Genomic DNA, 22,941 nt, shown 5'->3' with positions numbered 1-22,941 from the left:
GGTCCCGATCCCATCGAATGCGGGATAGCAATAGGGTTCCCACCCGTCAAGTCCGGAACTCTCGATTATCGCCTCTTTCGTCGATACCTCTTCTGGCTCACCTGCTGCCCGGTCTCCTCGGCTTTCTCCTGGGCACGTTTTGCCCGCGAGTCTGCTTCTTCGACGACTTGCTCACTGGGCTCTCTGGTGGCATCCGGCCCGGAACTACCCATAACGGCGTCTTTGATGTCCTGCTCGATGCTGTTCAGTACCGGACGCATCGGCCCAACCACGTTCTCGAACAGCTGTAACCGTCCCTCCAGTTCCTCATAGATGTCGCCGTCGATGCTGTCCTTGTAGGCGTAGTTGATGATCTTCACGACCTCGTTTTTCTGGCCAATACGGTCGATTCGACCGATGCGTTGTTCAACCCGCATCGGATTCCACGGCAGATCGAAATTGATCAGCGCATCTGCAGTCTGGAGGTTCAGCCCCTCACTCGCGCTGTCTGTACAGATCAGGATATTGGTGTCCCCGTCAGTGAAATCGCGCTTGATCGCCTCTTTACCGACGTTCACCCACTCTCCGGATGTTTCGTCGTACTGCATCCCGCCACCACCACTGTACGTACCGACGTTCGGATGTGTGTCTGTCAGGGTCTCACGGATATGCTCGAGGGTATCGTGGTATTGTGTGAAGATGATGATGTTATCACGGGCGCTCTGACGGAGCGAGCGAATGTCGCGGCGCAACTGCGCTACCTTCGGGTCGGTATGGGCCTGCCTGAGATCGTCCACGAACTCTTGGAGGGCCGTCCGCTCCGCCTGAATCACGTCGGCGGCACCACGACTACTTGGCTGATAGGCGTCGAGGGATGCTTGGCCGATCGCCTCGTCGATGGTCGCCTCCGTCACTCCGGCGTCCCTACTAAGCTCGGAGACCTCCTCGGTCATGTCCTCAACCTTCTCGTCGAGCTTCTCCATCCGGCGCTGGAGGCTCTGCTTGATGGCGTGTAGACTGCTCGTCAGGCGCTGACGATACGTGGTCATCACGAAGCCCAACGCGAGTTTCTCCTTCCCTGTCAGGACTTTCTGCGACTGCTTATACGTCTCATCAATATACTGCTCTACCTGATCGTACAGCGGGGCTGCGTCACCCAGCTCGATACGTTTTGTCTCGACATCCCGAGTCGGAACCGTATCGTCGAGCAGCCCGAGATCCTGACACTGCTCCAATACCGCTCGAGTATTCCGGAAGATGCGGGACTGAACCGGTGTCGCCCACTGAGAAGCCTCCACTAGTGCGCTCCACTCCGTTGGCCCACAGTCGAAAATGAGCGAGCGCGGATCGTCAAATCGGGGTGAGGTTTCGCGCACGCCGACGAGTTTCTCGAGGGCTTTCCGCTGTTGAATCGACTCCGTGTCCGTCGCCTCGACTAGCGCCTTCGCCTGCTCGTCGTAGCCGGGATTCGACGTGAGATGTTCGTGAATGAGTTTCCCGAACCGTTCGATTCTTGGTCGGCCTTCGTCCTCCTCCAGATCGAGCTCTTTCTGGAACTGTTGGAGAACCTGTTGCTGTCCATCGGCTATATTCTGATAGCGAGAGCCGACGGTACTGAGGCTATCTTCGAGTGCTTGCCGTGTTTCGAAGAACTCGACGAATCGGTCCTTGTCGTCCCAACCCTCTGGGAGATCGCATAGTCGAAGGAGATCGTAGAGCTCGCCAACATTCAACTGCATAGGAGTCGCCGTGAGAGCGTAGAGACACCGGGAGGCTTCTTCGGCCTGTCCGAGCAGGTCGTAGAGTTTCGTCTCCTCGCGAGCACTGTGTGCCTCGTCGACGACTGTGAGATCCCACACGTTCTCGTCGATGCGTGGGGCGACGTGTGCCTGATTACCTTCGCGGCGGGCGGTATGCCACGACTCGATTACGACGGTTGGCTCATCTCTCTCCGTAACGAACGAACCAATCGGCGTGTTCTCCCACGCATCGGCGTCGACCGCTCCGGATGTGGGGATACGGTGATCCTCTGCGTCTCCGAGAGGACCGATCATGTAATCACCGTCGTAGGACCGTTCGTGATAGTAGGCGTGGATATTGAAGCGGTCGAGGAGTTCGTTCTGCCACTGCTGTACCAACCCTGCAGGAACCAGAAACAGCGCCTGCTCAGCCTCTCCGACCTCCATCAGCCGTGAGAGGGTCAGGCCTGCTTCGATGGTTTTGCCGAGCCCCACCTCGTCACAGAACAGGAGGTTGTTCGGGTAGATACTGACCGCGGTATCGGAGATCGTTCGCTGATGGGGCCAGGGCGTGACAGTACTGATCTCCTCTGCGAGGTGGATTCCTCCTGGTGTCCGTCCGGCGATCGAGACGACACCGGCGGTATCGTCTTCGGGCACCGTCGTCTGGGGGTCGTGATTCTTAACGCGCTCGACGTGTTCCTCGAGCGTTCCATCGGTGTCCTTCCAGTCAATGAGGTCCTGGCGTGCAGCTTCGTCGAGCTCGAAGACATCGACGGAGGGGTGGAAGCCGTTCCAGAGTGCGTTGAACGTCGAGACGTCTTCCTCGACATACTTCGCCTCGCCGCGGCTCCAGGAGCGATGAACTTTGAAGCGTTCGTAGTTGTACTGCCACGCACTGAGCGTCTCGTTGATACTCCCCTCGAAGCTGATCTTGTTGCCCTCGCGATCGACACCGATGCCGAGCTTCGGGTGGAAGAGCCCGTCACCGCCTTTGGGGTCACCGACCTTGATTTGGAGGTCGCCGCGGTCGAGGAGGGTAGCGATGATGGTGAGTTGGGACTCAACCCACGGTTCGAGGGGTTCATCTGCGTCAGGGAACATCGCTCCCTTCTCGCGCTTCTGGAGGTCGGCTCCAGCGATGACACGTACTGTTCCATCAGTCTCGAGGGAGTCAACCCCTTCGAGAGCGTGCGCCAGACTACGCAGACTCAGGTAGCCGGCGAGCCGGTCGTAGCGGATGACCTCGTTGAGGAATGGCCGGTAGAACGTCTCCATGAGCGTCCGGTTGGTCCGGAACTCGCTTTCGTACACCGGCTCCCACGAGACGTTCTGAAGACTCATTCGAATTCTTCAGTCAGGGATGATTGTCGGTCGTCCCCTGACAAGTCCAAGTGAGACAGCTCGATGTCAAGGTATTCCCCGGTGTCTCCTGAGATTAGGTTAATAAGTGTCTCTTTCATTGGTTCGTCACCCGGAAGAACCTCTAATAACGCAGCTACACCTATCTTAAATTCTTGATTAGATTTGAGGTTTCTGTCAGTAATCCACTTCCAGGCACCGTCTGGTCCCTTGTTGTCGTATACATGAACCACTGAATGTATGAGGTCAATTATGTATGTGAAACGCGTATCTGTTGGGTTAACCGGATATTTTCGAGTTGATGGATTCTCTGCACCATCCGCCTTGAGCTTTGTAATATCCTGCACACGATCCTTCGGAGACTGCAGAGTTACCTCACTACCACCTCTCCAGATCTTCGTAGGGCGTTTTAGATCTTCAATATCAACTCCAGCAGCCACGCCCAATTGGTTTGCTTCGTCATATGGCATAGTGTCATTCTCGTATATTAACCAAGCAAGAACATACCAACGTGTGAGGGAATCCAGTTGGTCAATGCCTGCCGTTTCAAGAAAAGTTTCAGCAATAACACTTGTTACTGCTTCTTGAGCTTTTGATAAAGCGGTCTTTGGTCTAACTTCCTCTCCTTTCTTATTAACTACTGGATATTCAGAAGCATACCGTTGAAGCGTCGGCCCGTAAGCGGAGATCGCCATATCTGTTTTAGAAATGGAATAATCGGATTGAATGATATCTTCTGCTTCCTCACGAGCAACATTTGCGATATCGGACTTCACATCTCCCCATAGCGTCTTTTCGTCGCTCTTCCTTTTTTGCTTCCTTCCAATCAACAGAATGGAGCTATCTGCGCTTGCTTTGTCCTGAGCTCCAATTCGATCACCCATCTCTGTTTTAATCGGATGAGTTGCTGTAATTGTAAATCCCGACTCTATGAGGGCAGACGTAAGAGTATCCCACGCATCAATCTCCCTATGGGTGAACATAATTGTCATAACTCCTCCGTCGCTAAGTGATTTGTATATCTCAGAGAATATTTCTCCCATCTTATCCTCATAGAAATTGTCAGCAAGCTCTTTCTTTGATTTAGAATCGTTATCGAATTCCTCAAATCGAGAAGGATTGGCTACAGCTTCATCTTTCTTATTAGTGAGCTTGGTGTCATATAGGTCTGGGAACACATCACCAAGGTATTCTTTGTGGAAGATGTAGAAGATATCTGCTAGTTCAGCATACTGGATGCTTTGGTAGTACGGAGGGTCGACGATAGCAATATCAACTGAACCTTCTGACCAATCGCTAGAGAGGCTGGCAGCATCACCGTATCGTACCTCTGCCGGTTCTGATTCGCGTACATACGAGGCAATTTTCTCGTAAGAGTCTATAACATGATCTGAGTTCTTCTCATACCCCCGTCTTGGAGCAGATATATTATTATCTGCCCCCATCTTTTGAGAACAAAATTATTCTGAGCAAACATCCCATGCGGAATACCCCGTTGGTCATACCACTTTGAGAGTCTTGAATTGAACATTACTACCCGGCTAGCACAAAGCGTTAAGACGGAAGCAATAGCCTCAGCCCTCTCTTGTTCATATTTTGCTTGTATTTCAGGAAGAGCATCTTGGAATGCCTGCAAGTATTCGTAATGTACCACTAGCTGTCTTGGCGTGAAGATGTCCCGCCATTCTTCAACCCCGTAATTTTTGACTCGGTCTGTGAACCCACCTGGATATGACTCGGTGAGGAAGTCGATCATTCCAAAGTCATTTTCTACCCTTTCAGCGGCTTTCTCCATCCCTTTTTGATCAACCTCATCTCCTCCGCGGAACTTACGATTCCCACGCGCATCCTCATAATTAACACCGTAGACACTATATTCGAATTCACCCTCAGCTATCTTCTCCCTTACTTGGTCATTTTCTGTAACTACATCGCAATGAGGACATTCTGCATCACCACCTTTCACTGGTCCATCATCTGGGTCGTAGTCATCAGTGTCTTGCACCTTTACATGTTCGTATGAGACTTCTCCATCGGTGTAAATTGGCTTTATTGCATCCCCTCCATTCGAGCTCTTGTTCAACCACCATTTCACGACAAGCGGAATCTGACCACCACAGGACTCACAGTTTATCAGATATGTGACGGCTGAATTTAGAATTGTGGACCCGTCTTCTTTTGTAGGATAGTATTGCCTAGTATTCTCTTGAGCGGATTCCTGAATCTCATCTCTCCACTCGTAAATTTCAGGAGTGAGAGATCCTACTTGAGGGGCGTATTCCAGTCCTACTCTCATTATCAAGTTGGGAACTGGATTTAGTTCATTAGCCTTCGTGGGGAATCCATATCTAATCGATTCAAACGGGATGATTCCACGGCCTGCTGTCGGATCCATTACAGTCGGTAAGCTACCACCCCACCCTTCTCGAATCTCCGCGTGCATTTCCTCCAGTTCTTTAGCAGTCGGTGTCTGTGTGCTCGGATTCGGATACTGGTAATGATCGTCTAGGGTTGCACCGTTCTTTGGCTCCGTGAACTTTCCTTCAACATATTCAGCAATCTCAGAATCCAGTTCTTTCGGCCCGATCTGCATCAACTTGAGAAGTTTATCCGAGTCGATCTCACCTGGGTATGCAGATGCGATTGTAGCGAGCCTCGCTACTGGAGTGGGTCGAGCAGCAAACCACTTGTGCAAGCTACGTAGTGGGTGATGGCGACCAGACGCCATGTCTTTTTGACTTTCAATGTCAATTGCTGTAAGCGGGAGCTTTGATTCAATTGCTACTTTATTCGGTGTATCGGATCCAACGGAATGGCCTTCTTGATTTTGTTCTGACATATTTAAATGTGGTCGGCGAGTAGGACGCGGAGTGCTTTCGTACCGCTGGGCGAGGACGGAGAGCGAGCCTTGGCGTGCCAGTAGTAGCATTCACCCAGGCTCATCTGGTCGATTCCCTTTGCGACTTCACGGAGACGGTCCCGGCGTCGCATCGGCTTCATCGCACGGAACGCAATCGAAAGCCGAACACCGGCCGCTTCGGGGAGACTCACGCTTGCTGGGTCTCCTGTACAGACGGTCTCGGGATCAAGACTCAGCTCCCGGAAAGTGGATTCGATGAGGAAACTCACCTCGTTGAACGCCCCACCGCGTAACGTTGCGATGCGAATCGCACACCAGTCATCCCAACCGTACGCCGCGTCATCCGCTCCGGGGAGTTCGGACGGGGAACGGTCGCCGGTAATGGCTTCCTCCAGTTCGCGTACTGAGACGCTCACTGCTTTTTGGGCTCTCTCGAACCGTTCTCGTCGAGCCGTTGCGATATCCCGGGGCGCCAGCTCGTAGAGCGTGATTTCGTGCTGGTCGTCGACCCGATCACGCGTCAACACGAACGTCGGTCGATTCCCGTACGCGCCAGTGGTGAAGGCGAACGAATTCCCCTCGGCGATGCCTTGGCTCATACTTGGGTCACCTCGCTGGATTCGATCACACGGATTTGCGTGTGCATCGTGACGGTGAATGCGTTGTCGACCGCAAGGAGCTCGTCAGGAGGTCGAACGTGTCGCCATAGAGGCGGTCATCGCCCTCGTCGAACTCAATCGAGAACTCGGCTTCAGCGGTACGACCGCCATCCGGATTCGCGAGATCTTCCGGCTCCATGTTGAATCTGAGATGGCTCGCGAAGACCTCCGGGCGTCCATTGAAATCGACTTCGAACTCCGATTTCGAGTCGGCTCCGTCGTTGGCCTCATAATCGAAGTCCATCGTCGTGTCCTCTGCGAAGTCCTCGTTATTGCTGAGTTTGTTCGCAGTGAACCACGCACCTTTCCACGCATCGGCCCCGTCCAGATGGATCCAGACGCCTTCGACGATGGGGGTCAGTTCGTCAGGGTGCCCGTCGTACTCCTCGCGAGCGCTGGTAAGCTCATCAGCGATGTCAGCCCGCATTTCCTGCAGGGCCCGAGAGACGTGTGCGGGTTCGGAGGTGCGAACTTCGATGAGTTTACTGAATGGCTCAGGTTCGTCATCGCCACCCGAACCGCCCCCGCTACTGCCGCCAGTCTCCTCCTCATCATCGTCGTCAGTAGTCTCGTCCTCCTGCTCTTCATCTTCGTCGGGTTCCTCCCAGTCGATCTCACTCCCGACGTCGTCGACCAGCTCATCGAGCGAGGTGTAGAGTGTGTGCGACTGCGAGAGCTTCACGTCCTGATAGCTGAGCCCCGCGTGCAGATTCTTCGCGTCGTCGAGTTCGTGATCGGTTGCCGTGAGCGTCGTCTCGGGCGTGTAGTACCCGGTCTTCTGCTCCTCGTCCCAGTAGGCGTACCCGTCTTCACGGACGAGCTGGGCGATCGTCTTTCGCAGTGGGATGGGTGACAGGAGAATCTCCGCATCCTGGCGCTTTCCGAACTGTTCTTCGATTGCTCTCGTCGTCATCGAGGCCGAGCCGACGTTCCAGATCGTCGCCTCGAACCAATCAACACCGTAGGCGTCCTCTCCTTCGGGGATAATCGCGCCTGCCTCATCGAGCTTCTCGATGACACTCTGATGGATGGTGCTGTCGGTGGTGACGTTCCGATGAGCCAGGCCATCTCCAGTCGGGAAGTAGAGGTGCGTATACGCCTTTTTGATGTCCTGATCGAGCGTGCCCTTCGCGCTATCGAGGCGTTCACCGAGCTTGTCCTGCTGTTCGGTGTTGAGCTCGTACTGGTCGCCGAGATTATTCTGGATGTGTTTGATGGCAGCGACGCGCTCTGCGGTCCGCTTCGCGTCAGTCACGTCGTTCGCGCTCGCTGCGAGGAAGACGACGTTGTTCTTGAACACCCGTGGCGTCTTCTGCCCGCCACTCGACGATGCTGTATTCTTGTACAGCGTTTGGATTGCCTCTGGGACGGTCTCGTAGTCCGTGATGGTGACCGTATCGAAGTCCATCACGCACAGGTGCGCTTCGTCAGCTGTATCTGGGATCTCGTGCGGCTCCTCCGGCCCGACAATCACATTCAGACTACCCTGACCGAGCGCCTCGTCGAGGGCTTCCTCGAGATGCCGTCGGGCGAGCCCGTCTTGCAGTTGCTCGACGACAGAATCGATGAGTTTCGTGAGGTTCGGCTCTGACTTGAACTGGATTTTCTCACCGTTGTCTCCGTGCAGGTAGAAACACGCAGACCGACGTCCCTCTCCAAGGAGGTTATTGAGAGCGTCGTCGTAGTGCGCTAGCTCGACTTCGGTGTTGGCAATTGCGTGTCGAAGAGGCCGGCGTGTAGTGCCGCGTCCGTCAGCCCCCTTCACGATACTTTTCCAGAGGATTGCCGTCGTCAGATGTGTTCCGAGTGGGGGTGTCCGTTCTTGACCCAGTTCCGGTCCTCTTCCTCTGCGTTCGCCGTGCCATCTTCCGAGAAGATGTCGGCTTTGATTGCGGCCTCGAAGTCCATGTCGACCGACGAGAACAGCCGGAGGAGCGTCGAACGAACGTCCCCATCGGAGGGATGCATGTCGAACAGACGGACGAAGTGGCGTTCTTGGTAGTCGCTCTGGTGCTGCCAAAGGCGGTAGACTGCGCGGGAGAGGAGCTTGAGTGCACCACGAGTGCGCTGGAACGACGGGAGGGAGTCCAGTTCCTCTGTGAGTGTATCGATGACCGTCGGATGAATCGGGTAGCTGTCTTCGAGGCGGTCTCGGTGTTCCGGGTTCGTCGCACTGTCGGGGAAGGAGTCACGATCACCCGTATAGAGGGACATATAGGCATCAACAGTCGCATCCCGCCCGTCTTCCGCGACGCTCTCGAACAAGCGGTGCCGCAGGACAGCGGCAATTTCGTTGTCCTCCGTCGGCGTGATGGACCCCTCGACACGGTCGCTGATACTGTTGAACTCAGAGATGGTCTCGGAGACGAGACCACGGACGTCTTCGGCTTGGTCGGCGAAGGCGGTGTCCGCGATACTGAGGACAACAGTGACCTTATCGTTATTCTGCGTCGCGGACAGCAGCGACATCAGGAAGGTATTCGTCTGCTTTGCGAGCGTCGAATCTCCGATTTCAACAGCGGCAGCTTGCTCGAGATATGCGGCGATCTCGTCGATGAGGATGAGCGACGGATTGTCGTTCCGCTCGAAGAGCCGCTCGAGTTTGGTTGTTCCTGGAGGCGTTCTGTTCTCGTCGTTTTCGCGCAGGAACTCGTAGCCTTCCCGCCCGAACAGCTGGTAGGCCATTTCGCCCCACATCGTCTTCGTTGCGGGGGCGTCAGGGTCGTCGTAGTTCGAGCGAGCGTCCTCGGCGTCGACGTGTGTGCCCACGAAGACGGCTGTGTTGACGTCGAGACCGAGTGCAGCGGTGTCAGTATACTCGTCGGCGATGTCCTGGTCGAGGATGAAGTCAGACAGATCGGGGACAGCACTTGGTGATTCTGCGAGGTGATACGCGGCGATCTGGTTGTGGGTTTTCCCACCACCGAAGCTGGTGTCGAGTCGGAGAATGCCGTTCGTGCCGGTGTAGTCGTCGTTATGTGCGCCGACGAAACGGGTTGCGAGACGTGTGAGAAGATCCTGCAGACCGCTGGTGGGGTAGGTTTTCTCGAAGAAAAGTCGAGGGTCAGCGTAGACATCAGGAGCGTCGTCGCTGTGGGCGACGTCCGCGAGGCTAGCCGCGAATTGGTCCTCGGCGAGTTCACCGGTGAGAACGTCTTGGCGAGGTTCGCAGGAGTCGAAAATACTCGGCGGGCGATTCGTCGTGCCGGTGGTTGTGGGCGTATCGCTCATTCGTTTGTTGAGGTGGTTTCGTTGGTGCGTTCTTTGAGGAGCGTCTTGATTACTGAATCAAGGGACGTGTGGTCTTCTTCGTCCTTGATCTCCTCTAGCTGTTCTTTCGTCCAGTCCTGTACCCGTATCATCGGCATAATTGTATCACGAAATGTCCGGTCCCCTGAGTTTCGCGCACAGTAGGTTATCACGATGTATACAGACAGTTGACTTAGTCATTTGGTATTTTAAAGGTGATTTCAGTCCAGCTGGCCTGCGGTTCGACCATGATACCGTCCTCTGGACAGTCTCCCATCTAATTCATGTTTTTTTAGCCAGCTCTTTGTAGCTCCTGGATAAGTCCCCATCTTCCTGATCAATTAGTATAAAAGTAGATTTTTGAATGGTTATCGAGAAGCAAAGGAGTATGAAGGCAGTCGTATTCACCGAATCCTCAAATACTGTTGATGAAAATGCACAGTCTCTGTTAAATTATTATAAGGGTCAGTTTCGACCAGTCGCTTCGCTTGTTGAGGAGCTCTCAAATTTCGCAGATACAGACCTCTATATCCTCTCTGACGAGTTTGGCGTTTCTCAGGCTTCCCAGTCAATCTCAGGACTCACTCCCGGTTCCGACCGGGCTCAGGTACATGAACATGCCCAGTCTCTATTACTCAAGGAAGTAGAAGATGCTGACATAATCATCCTCCTATTGACTAAATCAGTCTTCACAGAAATTCTAAAACCGATTTGGAGCGATCTTATAAAGAAATCCACGGAAGATTCAATTTGGGGATTAGCAGTCCCTCAGAGTGTCCTTGATGAACTTGATCTCAATTCTCTCAGAACTAAGGGGACCCTCTATATTTACCCACGAGTTGGCGTTGCCCGAATTGATACCGAAACACGAACAAGTATTCTTGATGCTGTAGAAGCAAGGACCAATAGTAATTGACCTTTTCAAGTGAGATCAATGTCCAAACCCGAAATAGTCGCCCTTGATGACGGCGAAGCCTATCCCTATTCGTCGCATATCAGCGTAGACGGTACCGAACTCCAGCTGGGCGATCTTCTCCTTGTGTTTGATTCTCCCGACGACAATGGTGTCAGCTTCTTTGAGCGCATCTATGGGTTCACTTGGCCGGGAATTATCACTCACGTCGTCGATGGGCCGGTTCCTGCTGAGTTCCACAATTTCGAGGACTTTGCTGCGGATCTCGAAGGCGGGAAGATCGCGGTCGCCAGCAAACGCGAACAAACGAGCTTCTTCGTCGACGAAGACACCGTTCGCACTATCACCCTCTACCGATACCAGTACCAGGGCGGGTGGCAGCCGATCGTGATTGATGAGCGACGAGATCCACTTGAGAACACCCCTTCAATGAATCAATTACTCTCTGTGAGGATGAAGAGCAGGTAATTGAAGAAATACTCGGGACGAGTTCCCCTGAGAAGAAGCAGGAGGTTGAGCTTATCCGCGAATTTCTGCGGTCTGCTGGTTATCAACTAAATCCGATCTCTGATTCAGACGAATAAGTCTCTCACTCACCGATTCACATATAGTAGAAATACTGTGGCTGAACCTCTGAAATGGACTCAGTATCTACTTCAGAGAGGATTGTGCCGACACGCTTTGCAACACTCACGGTTGCTGGCATCCGAATTGCGTAGTCCGATGTATTCCAGTCGAGTTTTGTGAAAAAGAGAATCTCCTTACAGATCTCTAACGAGGGTGTCTCACAAATCTCATCAGGTCGGATCTCAATCGGTGATGGTACTCCACTCCCCTGATAGGTCGTCTCTTCTGGGACATATCCAGATGTGTGGAGATAGTGGACGTCGTCATCAGGGACGCTCAGGAGGGTTCCCCGCATGGCGGGATAATCCGTAGGTGGGAACAACCTGATCTTTGGCCGCCTACGAACCCAGGCTAGATCTAAATCGCGAACACTGTCTGTGGCATCAAGCAACCCTTCACGTTCTTCTTCCCAGAAGACAGATGGCTTATGAAGGACGAACCGGCTGGGACGTGTCCCTTTCTGAGCTTCGTAGTATTCCAGAATCTGCTCACCTACCTGTCTAGCCGCCTCATATGAGAGGTGGGGAGATCCATTCTCGTCCTCGGTGATATCCGGGAGTGGATCGCTCTGAAGGATAATATGGTCCCGTCCGTGAAAGACGTGAGCAAGAGCAGCTCGAATTACATCATCTCCTTCGTCTCGCTCCCTGTAGAACGAGAGCCCTGCGTAGCAGTGCCCATCTTCGATTTGCCGAGTTTTCCAGGGATGCCCTCGTTGAGACTTGTATAGAAGTCCAACTGTGAGATTCCAGGCCCGAGATGCTCGCTGACGGTCAGTACGGATCGCAAGTGTGGATGGCTTAATCAGCTGTGTGGGGATTCGAGCCTCCATCCCGATCAGTTTGATTCGATTTCGCAGGTCAGAACCTTCCGGCTGGATTCGCGCATGGTCCTGGTTCTCTGGAGTACACGCGTCCATCACTTCTTGCGGAATACAGACGATGATTGCGTTCGGCTGAACGGAATCCCGTTCGATTATCTCGATGTCTTTCCGCAGCTTCAGGAATCGCTCCATCCGCTCTCTGGGGGTTGATTTACTCGTAACTGATTGGATGTCTCGTCGACGAATCTGGCGTCTCCAGCCCTTTTTTGCATTAATAGAGAGATTGAGCGCGGAACTCTTACCAGGCCGGGATACGGAACCTGCCACGGTTTATCACTTGTTCCTGGATGGATCCCGACCTCCATATCGTGAAGTAGTTCGGTCAACCGGCGAATCGAATCTCGATCGCCGATAATCCCGAGTTTGATTGTGTGGTGTCCTTCTTCATAGAGCCGTGGACCATATCTGATAAGGCCTCGTTTGGGAGAGGTTTCAGTACCCCCTTCAAACTGAATCTCTGGCTCCTCGAGGTGACGGAGCGTGAACGGGGAATCTTCAGGCGTCATTGTTCAATTCCACCTGTGTTTTCAAGATCAGACGCTGACTCGATGAGCTCATCACGTTCGTCTCCGTCTTTGGGTGGGCGGACATTGAGGGAAAGCGAGTCAACTCTGGTTACTTCGAGTTCCTTTATGACGGGTATCTTTTCGCCCATAAATCGATCAAGCTGGGTCTGATCGGACATCAGCAGCTCTTCCCAGACACGCAGCTGGCGGTCGTACTTACTATTCTGGGCGTGGAAGCGATTTGGTGAGAAGTCGTTTTGGAGCCGCGATTTACGCTCGCCTTTTACAGGCCGACGACCGTCAGAAGTGAAGACTTGTGTGGGTAGCAGAACGTAGTAGTACTCTTCCGCATAGCGCCGTACTCGTACTTTGACACCACGATGGATGACATCAGGGTAGGAGTCTAACTCCTTTGCAACCCAAGATCGACCTAGTTTTCGCTCGGAACCGTGCTGTTTGCGGTCGAGTTCTGGGTATACAGTTGTTCCTTTCTCACGGTCGATGAGACAATCGTTATCTCTCGCAACGAGAGTGAATATCCCTCTGAGAAGCGACCTTACGATGTTTTCGCGCTCTTCCTCTTGAGCACCCGTTCGAAGGAACTTCTCGAAATCCTGTGTTTCGAAACGGTCCTCGTGGAGGTAATGACGAGTAGACCCCGGAAGATGGTCCGGATGAACGAGAGAATATAATTTCCGCTCGTGAAGCTTGATGGGAAACGCCTCGTTGTTGTAATTATAGACGCGAGCTGACTCGGCTTCCTCCGTCGTATCTATGATGTACAGTGTCTCAGGATAGCGGGTTACCTGAAACAGATTTGTCGCATATTCTGTTTCCTCCGAAACTGGATCGTACGAGTGAAGATATGGTTCGTACTGGAACCGTTCTGTTTTCTCGAGTTGATGAGCTTGTTGACGGAGATCATCGTATGTACCTACGAAAACATGGGTATCGATAGCAAAATCTCGGAACTCATCTACATCAGTATCATCTAGCCGATCTACGACCTCATCGTTGACGCTGTCTTTGAGTTTTTTGTAGAAGTCGACCAGTTTCTGGTTATCGGTGACATCTCGATCGAATAGGGCTTTCCAGAGCTGGTCATTAGAGAGTGTCTCCGTAAAAATATAGAAATCAAAACGTTGGGGTTGGGGCTGTTTGATGTATTCGAGGAAATACCGGGCGAGTTCGTCTCTAAAATCGTTCGGGCTGAGGCCTGTGGAATACGCTTTCGCCTCGGCTACCACTTTATCGCCCGTAGCTTTGTTCACAAACTGAATATCGTCAAGCGTGGAGTGGAAAGCTGAATCCCGCTCAACCATGTAATTCAGCCCTTCCATGTACTCAATGACGACTTCCTTATAGTCCTCCCCGCGTCGCGCCGTCCCTTCCCGCTCTTTATATAGATTGTAGATGGGCACGTTGTATCTCGTTACAAGGAAGTCTCGTGTGAATTACTTTTCCCTCAGTCGTTGGATAGTCTACTGGGATCCGACGGTAGTTCTATAAAACGAGCGGTATATATTGGAGATAATGAATCGCGAGGACTTGGGAACGACTCTGCGCCTCCTCAATCATGAACGAGGGGCCGCGGATGCGCTGCCGAAAAAGTCGCTTCACAAGCTCCTCTATCGTATTGACGTCAAATCTGCCGAGCAAGATTTGGACATCGAGATTCCGTATTACTGGTATCTCTTTGGTACTGTCTCTCCAGCTACGCCCTCGACTGTCCCCTCGGCCAGTATTAATGAGCCCGGAGTTGAAGATCGCCTCCGTTCTATTGTCTCTGAGACTCTTTCTGAATATTACGAGCATGGGTTAGAATGGCTCACAGACAGAATGTATGATGATGCGCCGTATCAGGTTCAGCGGGATTTTCGGGAATTAGATAAGAAAATCCGGACGTTACATACGGGATATCACGATTTCTTTGAGGTTGACCCAAGTAGAGAATCGGTACTCAGTTCGGTTCACGAAACTTTTGAATCATTTCCAAACGACCGATTTCCGGAGTATGACCGACCGCTAATCAAGTGGTATAATGCGGTCACACGAGAACTCCATTCGCATTCTCCTGATCCCTCCAGATTGATGACGGTGAATGTAACGTTCTGGCGTATATTTGCCCTCGAACTTGCTGAACGGCATGCCCAGGGGATGTCTCAGGAAGAGGTCCGTGGGAACCTCGGTATAACTTCATTTGAGCAGGGTCGGAGTGCTGCGATCCAGAAACTTGACGAATTCGAAGAGCAAGACCTTGATGCAAAATTTTCTGGATTAGCAACCGAACTCGAATCTGAACGGAGCGCAGCTGACGAACTTGTTGCTCCGATTCTTGAACGCCGGGGAATTGCGCACGAAGATCTTCATCCGGGCCAATGACTAGATACTTCGTAGATACTAACGTCCTCATTGGACTCACGTTTTCTCACGACCGGTGGGCCGTAGAAGCAGAGCGTATTCTAGACGGCCATAACACGCTCTTCACGAGTGAGTTTGTGATCTACGAGTATTGCAGCCGCCCGCAAGGAGCGCCTCGGGTTGTGTCCGACCCTGATCAGCTACAGGTTGATCCTGACGATACAGGTGGCGTGTTCGGAACCGTTCTTGAAGACTTTCAAGAGAATGTGGAGGACAACATCCCGATGTACAATCGTGAAATCGATTTACAGAGCTACGATGGACTTTCGTTTGAGAGGATATTAGAGATTTTCTTCGAAAATATTGAGGTTCGAAGTCAGGCTAAGCCACACTTTGTTCGGCACTTCCAGAACTACTTTTCCTCGCGTGAAGTCACTCCGCGGAATGCAAAACGGTGTGTCGAAGATCTTCGAGATCGTGTTCTCCACGACGCAAAGGAGCGGAAAGACGCACTAATGGATGCTGTCCACGTTGTGTCCTCAACCTATGATGAACAGGATCGTGCCTGTGGTCTCGTTGATGAGCATATTGGAATTCGAGAGTCCAGAGTCCCTCCAGTAGACTCTCAGTGGCTTCTTGACGCAATAGGGCTTGCAGAACGCGGGGTGCTTCATCGGGTTGTGACTGGAGATAAGAAAGACGTCGTCCGATATCAGCAACAGTTGACCTCCTTATTTGACGTGTCTATCCTCTATATATTGGACGAATTCCATACTCACTCCCAAGTCGGCCAGGATACACACGAGATCTTTTGATTGCGTACCGACTGTTTAGAAGGATCACAGCCGGTTGACCTCTGCTGATTCTCCTATCGGTAGGACACTCCTAAGCTGTCAGTCTCGCCAAGAGTGAAGTGAGACCGATATCTTGGTAGGGAGTGTTCGATGGATTCAACGCTTCTCACCGGTCCGAAACACTCCCGTTTGGAACAACGGGCATTTCAGCGGGCTGATGACATCGCCACCGATTCGCTGGGGAGTATTCTCTACATAACGCGGAACGACGCTCGCCGGAGTACGGTTGAGGACAGCTGGGCCGCCTCATACGACCCACTCCGGCTCCGTGCCGAGACGCTCGATGCGGTCGTTCGAGAGTGGTACGAGGAACTCCAGGGCCCGGTCCAACCCCTCTCCGGGCAGCTGAACCGCCGGCTCGCGGAGTACGCGCTTGACCGAACAACAGTCGAGACAGACGGGGCTCTTGCCGGCGAACCCGCCTCGGCCGCCCTCGCTGATTCGTTCAGTAGCCGCTTCTCACTCTTCGACGACGCCGGCGTCGGGACCCCGACGCATTGGCAGCGGAGTTCGAGGGCTCCGCTCTCGATGACCGTATCGCGACAGCCACTGTCGACGCGTTCCGTCACTATCGCGATCTCCACGGCGACTACGTCGACGAGTGGGTCTGTACCCGGGGAGAAATGTTCGACGCCGTCGCGACGGCGGAGCAGTCACTATCGGCGTTCTCCCCGGAACTGGATGTGGTCATCCTTTCCGGGTATCACGAGTTCCGTCCTGTCGAACGCCGCCTCATCGAACGCCTCGTCGACGAACTTCCGATGATCGCACTGCTGCCACTCCACCAGGATGGCCGGAGCGGAGTCGACGCCGTTGCGGAGGACGCCTTGGAGGTCTACGAAGCGCTGGACTTTGAGACCGTAGAGCTCGAGTCCGTCGACGAGTCAGGGCGGGCCTTCGGAACGATCACCGAGGCGCTCTATCGCCCGGCCCCCGACACCGTCCCTGCTTCAGACGCGCTCCGGTGGCGTGAACTCCCGACGCCCGAGCGCGAGATTCGCTTCGTCGCTCGCGAGCTCCGAACCGAGTTGGCCGATGGCCGTGACCCCGACGACCTGGCCGTCGTCGTCCCGGGGACCGAGGCCTATTCGGGGTACGTCGAGGACACGTTCGATACGTTCGACATCCCGCACGTCACGACCGCCGCTTCACAGCTGAACCGGACGTTCACCGGGAGCGTCGTACACGATCTCTTGAACCTCGCCGAACCCGACCCGCGTGCCGAGGATCTCACGTCCTTGCTGGCGAATCCACTGGTCGACGTCGTCGATACTGACCAAGCCAACGCCGTCACGGCATCTGCTCGCCGGCGTGACACCGTTTCTGTATCACCCCTGCTCGATGACGTCGACGACGACGCGGAGGCACTGATCGAGGATCTACTGTCCACATTGGAAACGGTCCGAACGGGGAACGTCGAAGATGCGACCGAGACGCTCCGCCGGCTGCTGGACGGTCAGTTTGACGTAGAGGCAGCAACAGAGGACTACGCCAGCGGCGCCGAGCAAGCTGTCGAACAGCGGGCCTACGATCTCGTGGACGAGGTCCTTTCTTCGTTCGAGTCGCTGGCGACGGTCAATAGCGACCTTTCCCCGTTGGCACTGTTCACCCGTGCGTTCGATGGTGTACCGATTAGAGTCCCGCAGAGCGCTGCTGGCGGCCACGTCGAAGTGATGGGGTTGCTCGACGCGCGGATGCGATCCTTCGAGAAGGTGTTCTTTGTGGGACTGACGAGCGAGCACTTCCCCGTGACGCCGGAACGCCCGGCCTTCTTCGAGGAGATGACCGACGCCCATCCGCGGTTCGACACCGGCGACGAGCGCCTCCGGGGGCGCTATCTCTTCGCGACGCTCCTCGCGAACGTCGACGAACTCACGATCACCACACCAGAGACGGGCGACGACGAATCCGCCGTCGTCCGGTCGCCGGTCCTCGACGAACTCCAGCGCGTGACCGGCATCGACCCCGAAGACGGCGTCGACGACCGCGTAGGCTCCCGCGAAGACCTCCAGCGCCACGTCGCTGCAACGGCCGACCGGCGTGCGGCAGTCAGCCGCGCCGGCGACCGAGGTGACCTCTCCCCGAGCAGACCAAGCGCACGGATCGAGGACTCCACTGTGCGGACAACAAGAGAACGGCTGCCCTCTCCGAACACGATGGCGTGTTGAATCCCGAGACAGTCGATGAGGTATACCCTCCGTCGGAGCGGGAACCCTACAGCGCGAGTCGAATCGAACGATACGTCGAGTGTGGGTTCAAGTTCTACGCCGACGAAGTGCTCGGAATCGAGGATCCCGATGATGTCGAAGTCGTCCCTACTCCCCTCGAAACCGGGTCGTACGTTCACGATGTCCTCGAACGGTTTTTCGCGGATCTACAGGACGAGACCGAGGATGGTGTCGATCTCACTGACTTTAACCGGGACGACCTGGCGACGCACCTTCGCGAGATCGCCGTTGAGGAACTCCGGGATGCTGACTTCGAGTACGACGGCTTGTTCTACGAACGGTGGAAGGCGGAGCTGTTCGCGGGCCTGGGTTGGGGCGAGAGCGCTCCGTACCAGGCCGGGAGCAAACCCCACGACGCACCGGAACAGGGGTTGTTCGCTACCTTCCTCGACAACGAACTCTCGCGTGACGGCGCCGCTCGCCCACATCTGTTCGAGGCTCCGTTCGGCGAGGGGCTTCTCGACTCGGATGTTGGGCCGTTCACAGTTGAGCGACCGGACGGCTCGACTGTCTCGATTCGGGGATACATCGACCGCGTTGACGTGGATCGGGATGGCGAACAACCGACGCTCACGCTCTACGACTACAAAACTGGTCGAGCACCGTATATGACGAAGACGACCGGCGGCACGAAGTTCCAACTCCCCATCTATCTGCTCGCTGCCGCCGAGGTCGTCGACGGTGACCTGTTCGCGGAGGGCTCGCTCTCGGCGACGTACTATCAGGTGCGACCGCCAAACGACCTCAAGGTTCCACGCGGCGTCGAATCGAAGTTCGATTCAGAGGCCGAACTCCGCCGGTTCCTGAACGATGTCGTTCCGGAGTGGTTGGGCCAGATCGACGAGGCAATCGGCAACGGACGGTTCCACACGACGCTTCTGTCGGCCAGCGGAGCGAACTGCCGATACTGTGACTACCGTCGGGCGTGCGATGTCCGCCATCACCGCAAGCGGGAGTTCGTCGACGAGGTTCACAAGGACGACGCAGCGTACGTTCCGCTCCGTGTTCGCGACGACGAAGACATCGAGGCGGTGATGAGCGATGACTGAGGAACCCGAGGAGATTCAGCTCACAGAGGAACAGGAGGACGCGCTCGTCCAGGGCCGGAACGTCGCGATCACTGCCGGCGCCGGGACAGGGAAGACGACAACGCTCACCGAGCGGTACGTGACGATACTGGCCGAGAACCCGTCACTCACGCCGGAGAACATCGTCACGATCACCTTCACGCGAAAGGCTGCTGCCGAACTGACCGAGCGCGTTCGAGAGGAGGTGTACGATCGGCTCGAGGCTGTCGACTCACCAGAGGCCTACCACCGTTGGCGAAACGTCCTCGACGACTTGGAGGACGGCTACGTCCACACCATTCACGCGTTCTGTACGCGGCTCTTACGAGAACGGGCCGTTGAGGCTCCGGTTCCACTTGGGTTCGACGTGCTCGATGAAGACGGCGCTGCGACACTCCAACGCGAAGTCGTGACGGAGTTCCTCGAACGCAACCAGGACGATGACGACGTCGCGCTCCTCGCTCATCTTTGGGGTCGTGACCAGCTGGTCGATGTACTCGCTGGATTACTCGATGAGCGCCCACAGAGCGAGGCGGTCCTCGAGGAGTGGCGTGATGCGGAGGTCGACGACTACGTCGATATCTGCTGGGAGGTCGTTTGTGATCTCGACGTCGCCGACGCCCGACAGACGCTGTATGCGGACGGACTCCTTGAGCAGCTTCGCACGGTCGCGAACCGCGTCGACCGCGAGGACACTATCGCCGACGAGGACGGCCTTCGAGCTTACCGGACCTTCACCGAGTTCGCGACGACACTCTCGGACGACCCGGAGGAAAGCGATCCTCGCGACTGTCAGCGGGCAATTCTCGAGCTCTACGAGGCCTGTGAGAAGAAGAACGGCGGCCTGTACAGCAGTTCGGGGTACGTCGTCGGTGACCGGGACGATTGGGGTGAGTACGGTGACGTCTACGACGACCTGAAAGACGCCATCGACACGGTCATCGATGCCGTCGAACCGCACGCGGATGCAGTCGAGACGACGCCGGGAGAATTGGAAGCGAATAGCGCTCACTACGCGCTCGCCCTGATGCGGGTCTTCGACGACGTCCTCACAGCCTACACAGCAGAGAAGGACCGCCGCGATACCCTCGACTTTCCCGACGTGATCGAGACGACCCTCGCGTTCCTGCGAGCCAACGATGCGGTCACGGATCGGCTACGAGAGCAGTTTGCGGCCGTGATGGTCGACGAGTTCCAAGACACGGACCCGCGCCAGTGGGAGTTGGTCAAGCTCCTCACGGGCGTCGACGAGCAGACTGCGTCGAACGTCTTCCTGGTCGGCGACGAGAAACAGAGCATCTACGGATTCCGTGGGGCCGACGTGACGACGTTCGGGGCGGCGAGAGCGGAACTCCAGGCCGTCAACGAAGCCCGTGGGGTCGACGACGTCCCCGACAGCGACGCCGAGAGTCCGACCGCGCTCGAACTCTCCGGGAACTTCCGGACGTTGGACGAGCCGCTGTCGTTCCTAAACGAGCTCTTTGAACATCTCTTCCAGCCGGAAGGTGACACCCACGAACCGTACGAAGCGCCACCGCAGGAACTGAGTACGCAACGCGACCGCGTCGAAGATATCGAGGGACTCACCGGGAGTGTCGAGTATCTCGCTGTCCCCGACGACGCCGATACGGCGGCGGAGCTCTTCGGCGACGACCATCCGGTCGCCGGAGGCGCGCTCGATCACACCATCGAAGCAGAGGCGCAAGCGCTTGCTGCTCGACTGACACACCTGTTCGACGATCCGCCGCAAGTCCAAGACCCCGATACGGGTGTCCATCGTGACGCCACTCCTGACGACACGGCAATCCTCCTTCGCCGGCGAACCCATCTGGATCGGTATCAGCGCGCCCTTGAGGAGTACAATATTCCCTACACTGTCGTCGGTGGCGTCGGGTTCTACGATACGCCTGAGGTCCAGGCGCTCACGAACCTGCTTCGAGTACTCGGTGATCCACAGGACGATGTCTCCCTCTACGGGGTGCTTCGGTCGCCGCTGTTCGGATTCACCGATGATCGCCTCGCACCGGCTGTCGCAGTGGCTGATTCAGTGTGGGACGCGCTCGCCGAGACGGACGACCCGCAGCTGTCGGACGCGTTCGATCTTCTTACGACGTGGCGGACCCTCAGCGGCTGTGCGACGCCGTCCGAAGATGGCGTCCTCCCGTGGAACCGCCTGCTGTCCCGGGTGATCGACGACACAGGGTATCTGGCGAGTGTGAGTGCCGACGAACGCGGTCGACAGGCCGTCGCGAACGTCGAAAAGTTCCGCGACCAGGTCCGTACCTGGAGCGAGAACGGTGTTCACACCGCTGCCGGGTTGCTCCATCGGATCGACCGCCAGGCCGAAATCGATCCCCGTGAGGGGAGGCAGATATTCCGGGTGACGCCGAGGGCGTCCGGATTATGACGATCCATTCCGCGAAGGGACTCGAGTTCCCGATCGTCACCGTCCCCGATCTCGGGAGTGACCTCAACTTGGGTCGCTCTGTGGACGACCATGGGTACGTTCGACTCGTGGATGGAACTGATGACGCGCCGCCGGTGCCGGCGGTCGGTGGGCCGAATCCGGGCGATGCGTTCTCCATCGAGAAGACGGCCGTCCACGAGTACGCCGACCGACGGTCGCGTCCTCAGGAGCGGGCGGAGTCGAAACGGCTCCTCTACGTTGCGTGTACACGAACGCGGGATCACCTCCTTCTCTGCGGCACGCACGACATCGACGTCGACGAGTCTGGCGCCATCGAACTCGGCGAGCCTGCAGCCTTCGACGACGCAGACCGGTGGCGTGATTGGTTACAGCCAGCCCTTCTCGACGGAGCCCTCGTTGCCGAGGCGGTTCGGGATGGACAGGCCCGTGGCGAGATGGATGGGGCCAGCTATACCGTTCGCAGGCCGCCGCGCCCAGTAGGCTGGCACACCGACGACCACGCTGTTGATTCAGCGCCGGAGATCTCGATTCCTTCACCGCCGTCGCTCGCGCCGGCGAAACGGATCGCGGCCACGACGCTCGTGAATGCGGTTGCGGATGCGTCTACAGACGGCCACAGTTACTCTCAACGTGAGGAGTCGGCGGGCCTGAGTCCAACGACGTTCGGGACGGTCGTCCACCGGATCAATGAACTCCGGCCACCGAGAGACCAGTGGACCACCCTGATCCGCCGTCTGAGTCGGATGTCCGGTGAGGAGCCGACAGAACCTGACCTCCGCGAAGCTGTCGATCATGCCGCTGATGCGGTCGAATTTGTGGACCAGGTTGAGGCTGATTCCCAGCTCCAAGCGGTTTACGACGAGTATTCTGTTGTCGCCCGAATTGATGAGTCGCGGATTGTCGGTGATATCGACCGGCTGCTCGTCACACCGGATGCCTTCCACATTATCGACTACAAGACCAACGACCTCTCAGCTACGACGTCGGATGAACTCGCAGAACACTATCGACCGCAGATGCTCGCGTACGCTCTCGCACTCCTCCAACATGACCGAAATCGCGACGTACGATCTTCACTCCGGTTTACTGATGCGGGCGTAGAGGAACGGTTCAATTGGGTATCGGATCAGATGCCGGAAATTGAATCTGAACTTCGACCGATGATGGACCTAGTCAAGTAGTCACACGGCTATTCGACAACCAGCTGTTCGCAGAATGGTTTGTAG

The 22,941-nt window shown here is 55.6% G+C and carries 14 protein-coding genes and 2 pseudogenes; 7 read left to right on the top strand and 9 right to left on the bottom strand.

The features are described 5' to 3' along the window. Nucleotides 1-65 precede the first annotated feature (65 nt). The 5 genes from ACFQJD_RS00500 to ACFQJD_RS00480 are packed head-to-tail and all read right to left on the bottom strand — an operon-like array spanning nt 66 to nt 8,007. Nucleotides 66-3,062 (bottom strand): DEAD/DEAH box helicase, encoded by a 2,997-nt coding sequence (locus tag ACFQJD_RS00500; RefSeq protein WP_379795403.1) that lies wholly within the window; start codon nt 3,060-3,062, stop codon nt 66-68. Next, a complete protein-coding gene (locus tag ACFQJD_RS00495; RefSeq protein ID WP_379795401.1) occupies nt 3,059-4,525 on the bottom strand; it encodes a hypothetical protein in 1,467 nt (488 codons plus the stop codon). The genes ACFQJD_RS00500 and ACFQJD_RS00495 overlap by 4 nt, the downstream gene beginning before the upstream one ends. After that, nucleotides 4,459-5,919, bottom strand: coding sequence for a hypothetical protein (locus tag ACFQJD_RS00490; RefSeq protein ID WP_379795400.1), 1,461 nt, complete (start codon nt 5,917-5,919; stop codon nt 4,459-4,461). Before ACFQJD_RS00490 ends, ACFQJD_RS00495 begins: the two co-directional genes overlap by 67 nt. A 2-nt stretch (nt 5,920-5,921) precedes the next feature. Beyond that, nucleotides 5,922-6,539 (bottom strand): DUF7680 family protein, encoded by a 618-nt coding sequence (locus ACFQJD_RS00485; RefSeq protein WP_379795398.1) that lies wholly within the window; start codon nt 6,537-6,539, stop codon nt 5,922-5,924. A 25-nt stretch (nt 6,540-6,564) separates the two neighbouring features. After that, nucleotides 6,565-8,007: a hypothetical protein gene (locus ACFQJD_RS00480; RefSeq protein WP_379795396.1), complete on the bottom strand. Its 1,443-nt coding sequence runs from the start codon at nt 8,005-8,007 to the stop codon at nt 6,565-6,567. A gap of 9 nt (nt 8,008-8,016) precedes the next feature. Between ACFQJD_RS00480 and ACFQJD_RS00475 the strand changes: the two genes are divergently transcribed. After that, entirely contained in the window at nt 8,017-8,190 is a 174-nt protein-coding gene (locus ACFQJD_RS00475; RefSeq protein ID WP_379795394.1) for a hypothetical protein, read from the top strand. 200 nt (nt 8,191-8,390) lie between these two features. On the opposite strand, the gene ACFQJD_RS00470 is transcribed toward ACFQJD_RS00475, so the two are convergent. Both ACFQJD_RS00470 and ACFQJD_RS00465 read right to left on the bottom strand, forming a co-directional pair. Next, nucleotides 8,391-9,830: a DUF499 domain-containing protein gene (locus ACFQJD_RS00470; RefSeq protein WP_379795392.1), complete on the bottom strand. Its 1,440-nt coding sequence runs from the start codon at nt 9,828-9,830 to the stop codon at nt 8,391-8,393. After that, nucleotides 9,827-9,961: a hypothetical protein gene (locus ACFQJD_RS00465; protein WP_268895834.1), complete on the bottom strand. Its 135-nt coding sequence runs from the start codon at nt 9,959-9,961 to the stop codon at nt 9,827-9,829. The genes ACFQJD_RS00470 and ACFQJD_RS00465 overlap by 4 nt, the downstream gene beginning before the upstream one ends. A 275-nt stretch (nt 9,962-10,236) precedes the next feature. On the opposite strand from ACFQJD_RS00465, the gene ACFQJD_RS00460 reads away from it, so the two are divergent. Next, the gene (locus ACFQJD_RS00460) at nt 10,237-10,764 is read left to right on the top strand and encodes a hypothetical protein (RefSeq protein ID WP_379795390.1); all 528 of its coding nucleotides are present in this window, start codon (nt 10,237-10,239) and stop codon (nt 10,762-10,764) included. Nucleotides 10,765-10,782: 18 nt separating this feature from the next. Next, nucleotides 10,783-11,229: a hypothetical protein gene (locus tag ACFQJD_RS00455; RefSeq protein WP_379795389.1), complete on the top strand. Its 447-nt coding sequence runs from the start codon at nt 10,783-10,785 to the stop codon at nt 11,227-11,229. Between the two features lie 133 nt (nt 11,230-11,362). On the opposite strand, the gene ACFQJD_RS00450 is transcribed toward ACFQJD_RS00455, so the two are convergent. Both ACFQJD_RS00450 and ACFQJD_RS00445 read right to left on the bottom strand, forming a co-directional pair. Next, nucleotides 11,363-12,403, bottom strand: coding sequence for an argonaute/piwi family protein (locus ACFQJD_RS00450; RefSeq protein ID WP_379795387.1), 1,041 nt, complete (start codon nt 12,401-12,403; stop codon nt 11,363-11,365). A 370-nt stretch (nt 12,404-12,773) separates the two neighbouring features. Beyond that, a complete protein-coding gene (locus ACFQJD_RS00445; RefSeq protein WP_379795385.1) occupies nt 12,774-14,198 on the bottom strand; it encodes a hypothetical protein in 1,425 nt (474 codons plus the stop codon). Between the two features lie 112 nt (nt 14,199-14,310). Between ACFQJD_RS00445 and ACFQJD_RS00440 the strand changes: the two genes are divergently transcribed. The 4 genes and pseudogenes from ACFQJD_RS00440 to ACFQJD_RS00425 all read left to right on the top strand — a co-directional run bounded on the left by ACFQJD_RS00440 (nt 14,311) and on the right by ACFQJD_RS00425 (nt 22,896). After that, the gene (locus ACFQJD_RS00440) at nt 14,311-15,159 is read left to right on the top strand and encodes a hypothetical protein (protein WP_379795383.1); all 849 of its coding nucleotides are present in this window, start codon (nt 14,311-14,313) and stop codon (nt 15,157-15,159) included. Further along, on the top strand, nt 15,156-15,953 hold the full coding sequence (locus ACFQJD_RS00435; RefSeq protein ID WP_379795381.1) for a hypothetical protein: 798 nt from the start codon (nt 15,156-15,158) through the stop codon (nt 15,951-15,953). The genes ACFQJD_RS00440 and ACFQJD_RS00435 overlap by 4 nt, the downstream gene beginning before the upstream one ends. Nucleotides 15,954-16,082: 129 nt before the next feature. Continuing rightward, nucleotides 16,083-19,269 (top strand): annotated as a pseudogene (locus ACFQJD_RS00430) (PD-(D/E)XK nuclease family protein). After that, nucleotides 19,262-22,896, top strand: a pseudogene (locus ACFQJD_RS00425) (UvrD-helicase domain-containing protein). The pseudogenes ACFQJD_RS00430 and ACFQJD_RS00425 overlap by 8 nt, the downstream one beginning before the upstream one ends. Nucleotides 22,897-22,941 lie beyond the last annotated feature (45 nt).

It is taken from the genome of Haloplanus sp. GCM10025708 (assembly GCF_042663985.1).
In the GTDB taxonomy this organism is placed as follows: Archaea; Halobacteriota; Halobacteria; order Halobacteriales; family Haloferacaceae; genus Salinirarus; species Salinirarus marinus.
This window is presented reverse-complemented; position numbering and strand designations above follow the sequence as displayed.

Coding starts and splice junctions, on each gene's coding strand:
- ACFQJD_RS00480 (WP_379795396.1), bottom strand. CDS start 8,007: ATGGACTTCGATACGGTCACCATCACGGACTACGAGACCGTCCCAGAG.
- ACFQJD_RS00500 (WP_379795403.1), bottom strand. CDS start 3,062: ATGAGTCTTCAGAACGTCTCGTGGGAGCCGGTGTACGAAAGCGAGTTC.
- ACFQJD_RS00460 (WP_379795390.1), top strand. CDS start 10,237: ATGAAGGCAGTCGTATTCACCGAATCCTCAAATACTGTTGATGAAAAT.
- ACFQJD_RS00450 (WP_379795387.1), bottom strand. CDS start 12,403: ATGGAGCGATTCCTGAAGCTGCGGAAAGACATCGAGATAATCGAACGG.
- ACFQJD_RS00495 (WP_379795401.1), bottom strand. CDS start 4,525: ATGGGGGCAGATAATAATATATCTGCTCCAAGACGGGGGTATGAGAAG.
- ACFQJD_RS00435 (WP_379795381.1), top strand. CDS start 15,156: ATGACTAGATACTTCGTAGATACTAACGTCCTCATTGGACTCACGTTT.
- ACFQJD_RS00440 (WP_379795383.1), top strand. CDS start 14,311: ATGAATCGCGAGGACTTGGGAACGACTCTGCGCCTCCTCAATCATGAA.
- ACFQJD_RS00455 (WP_379795389.1), top strand. CDS start 10,783: ATGTCCAAACCCGAAATAGTCGCCCTTGATGACGGCGAAGCCTATCCC.
- ACFQJD_RS00485 (WP_379795398.1), bottom strand. CDS start 6,539: ATGAGCCAAGGCATCGCCGAGGGGAATTCGTTCGCCTTCACCACTGGC.
- ACFQJD_RS00470 (WP_379795392.1), bottom strand. CDS start 9,830: ATGAGCGATACGCCCACAACCACCGGCACGACGAATCGCCCGCCGAGT.
- ACFQJD_RS00465 (WP_268895834.1), bottom strand. CDS start 9,961: ATGATACGGGTACAGGACTGGACGAAAGAACAGCTAGAGGAGATCAAG.
- ACFQJD_RS00490 (WP_379795400.1), bottom strand. CDS start 5,919: ATGTCAGAACAAAATCAAGAAGGCCATTCCGTTGGATCCGATACACCG.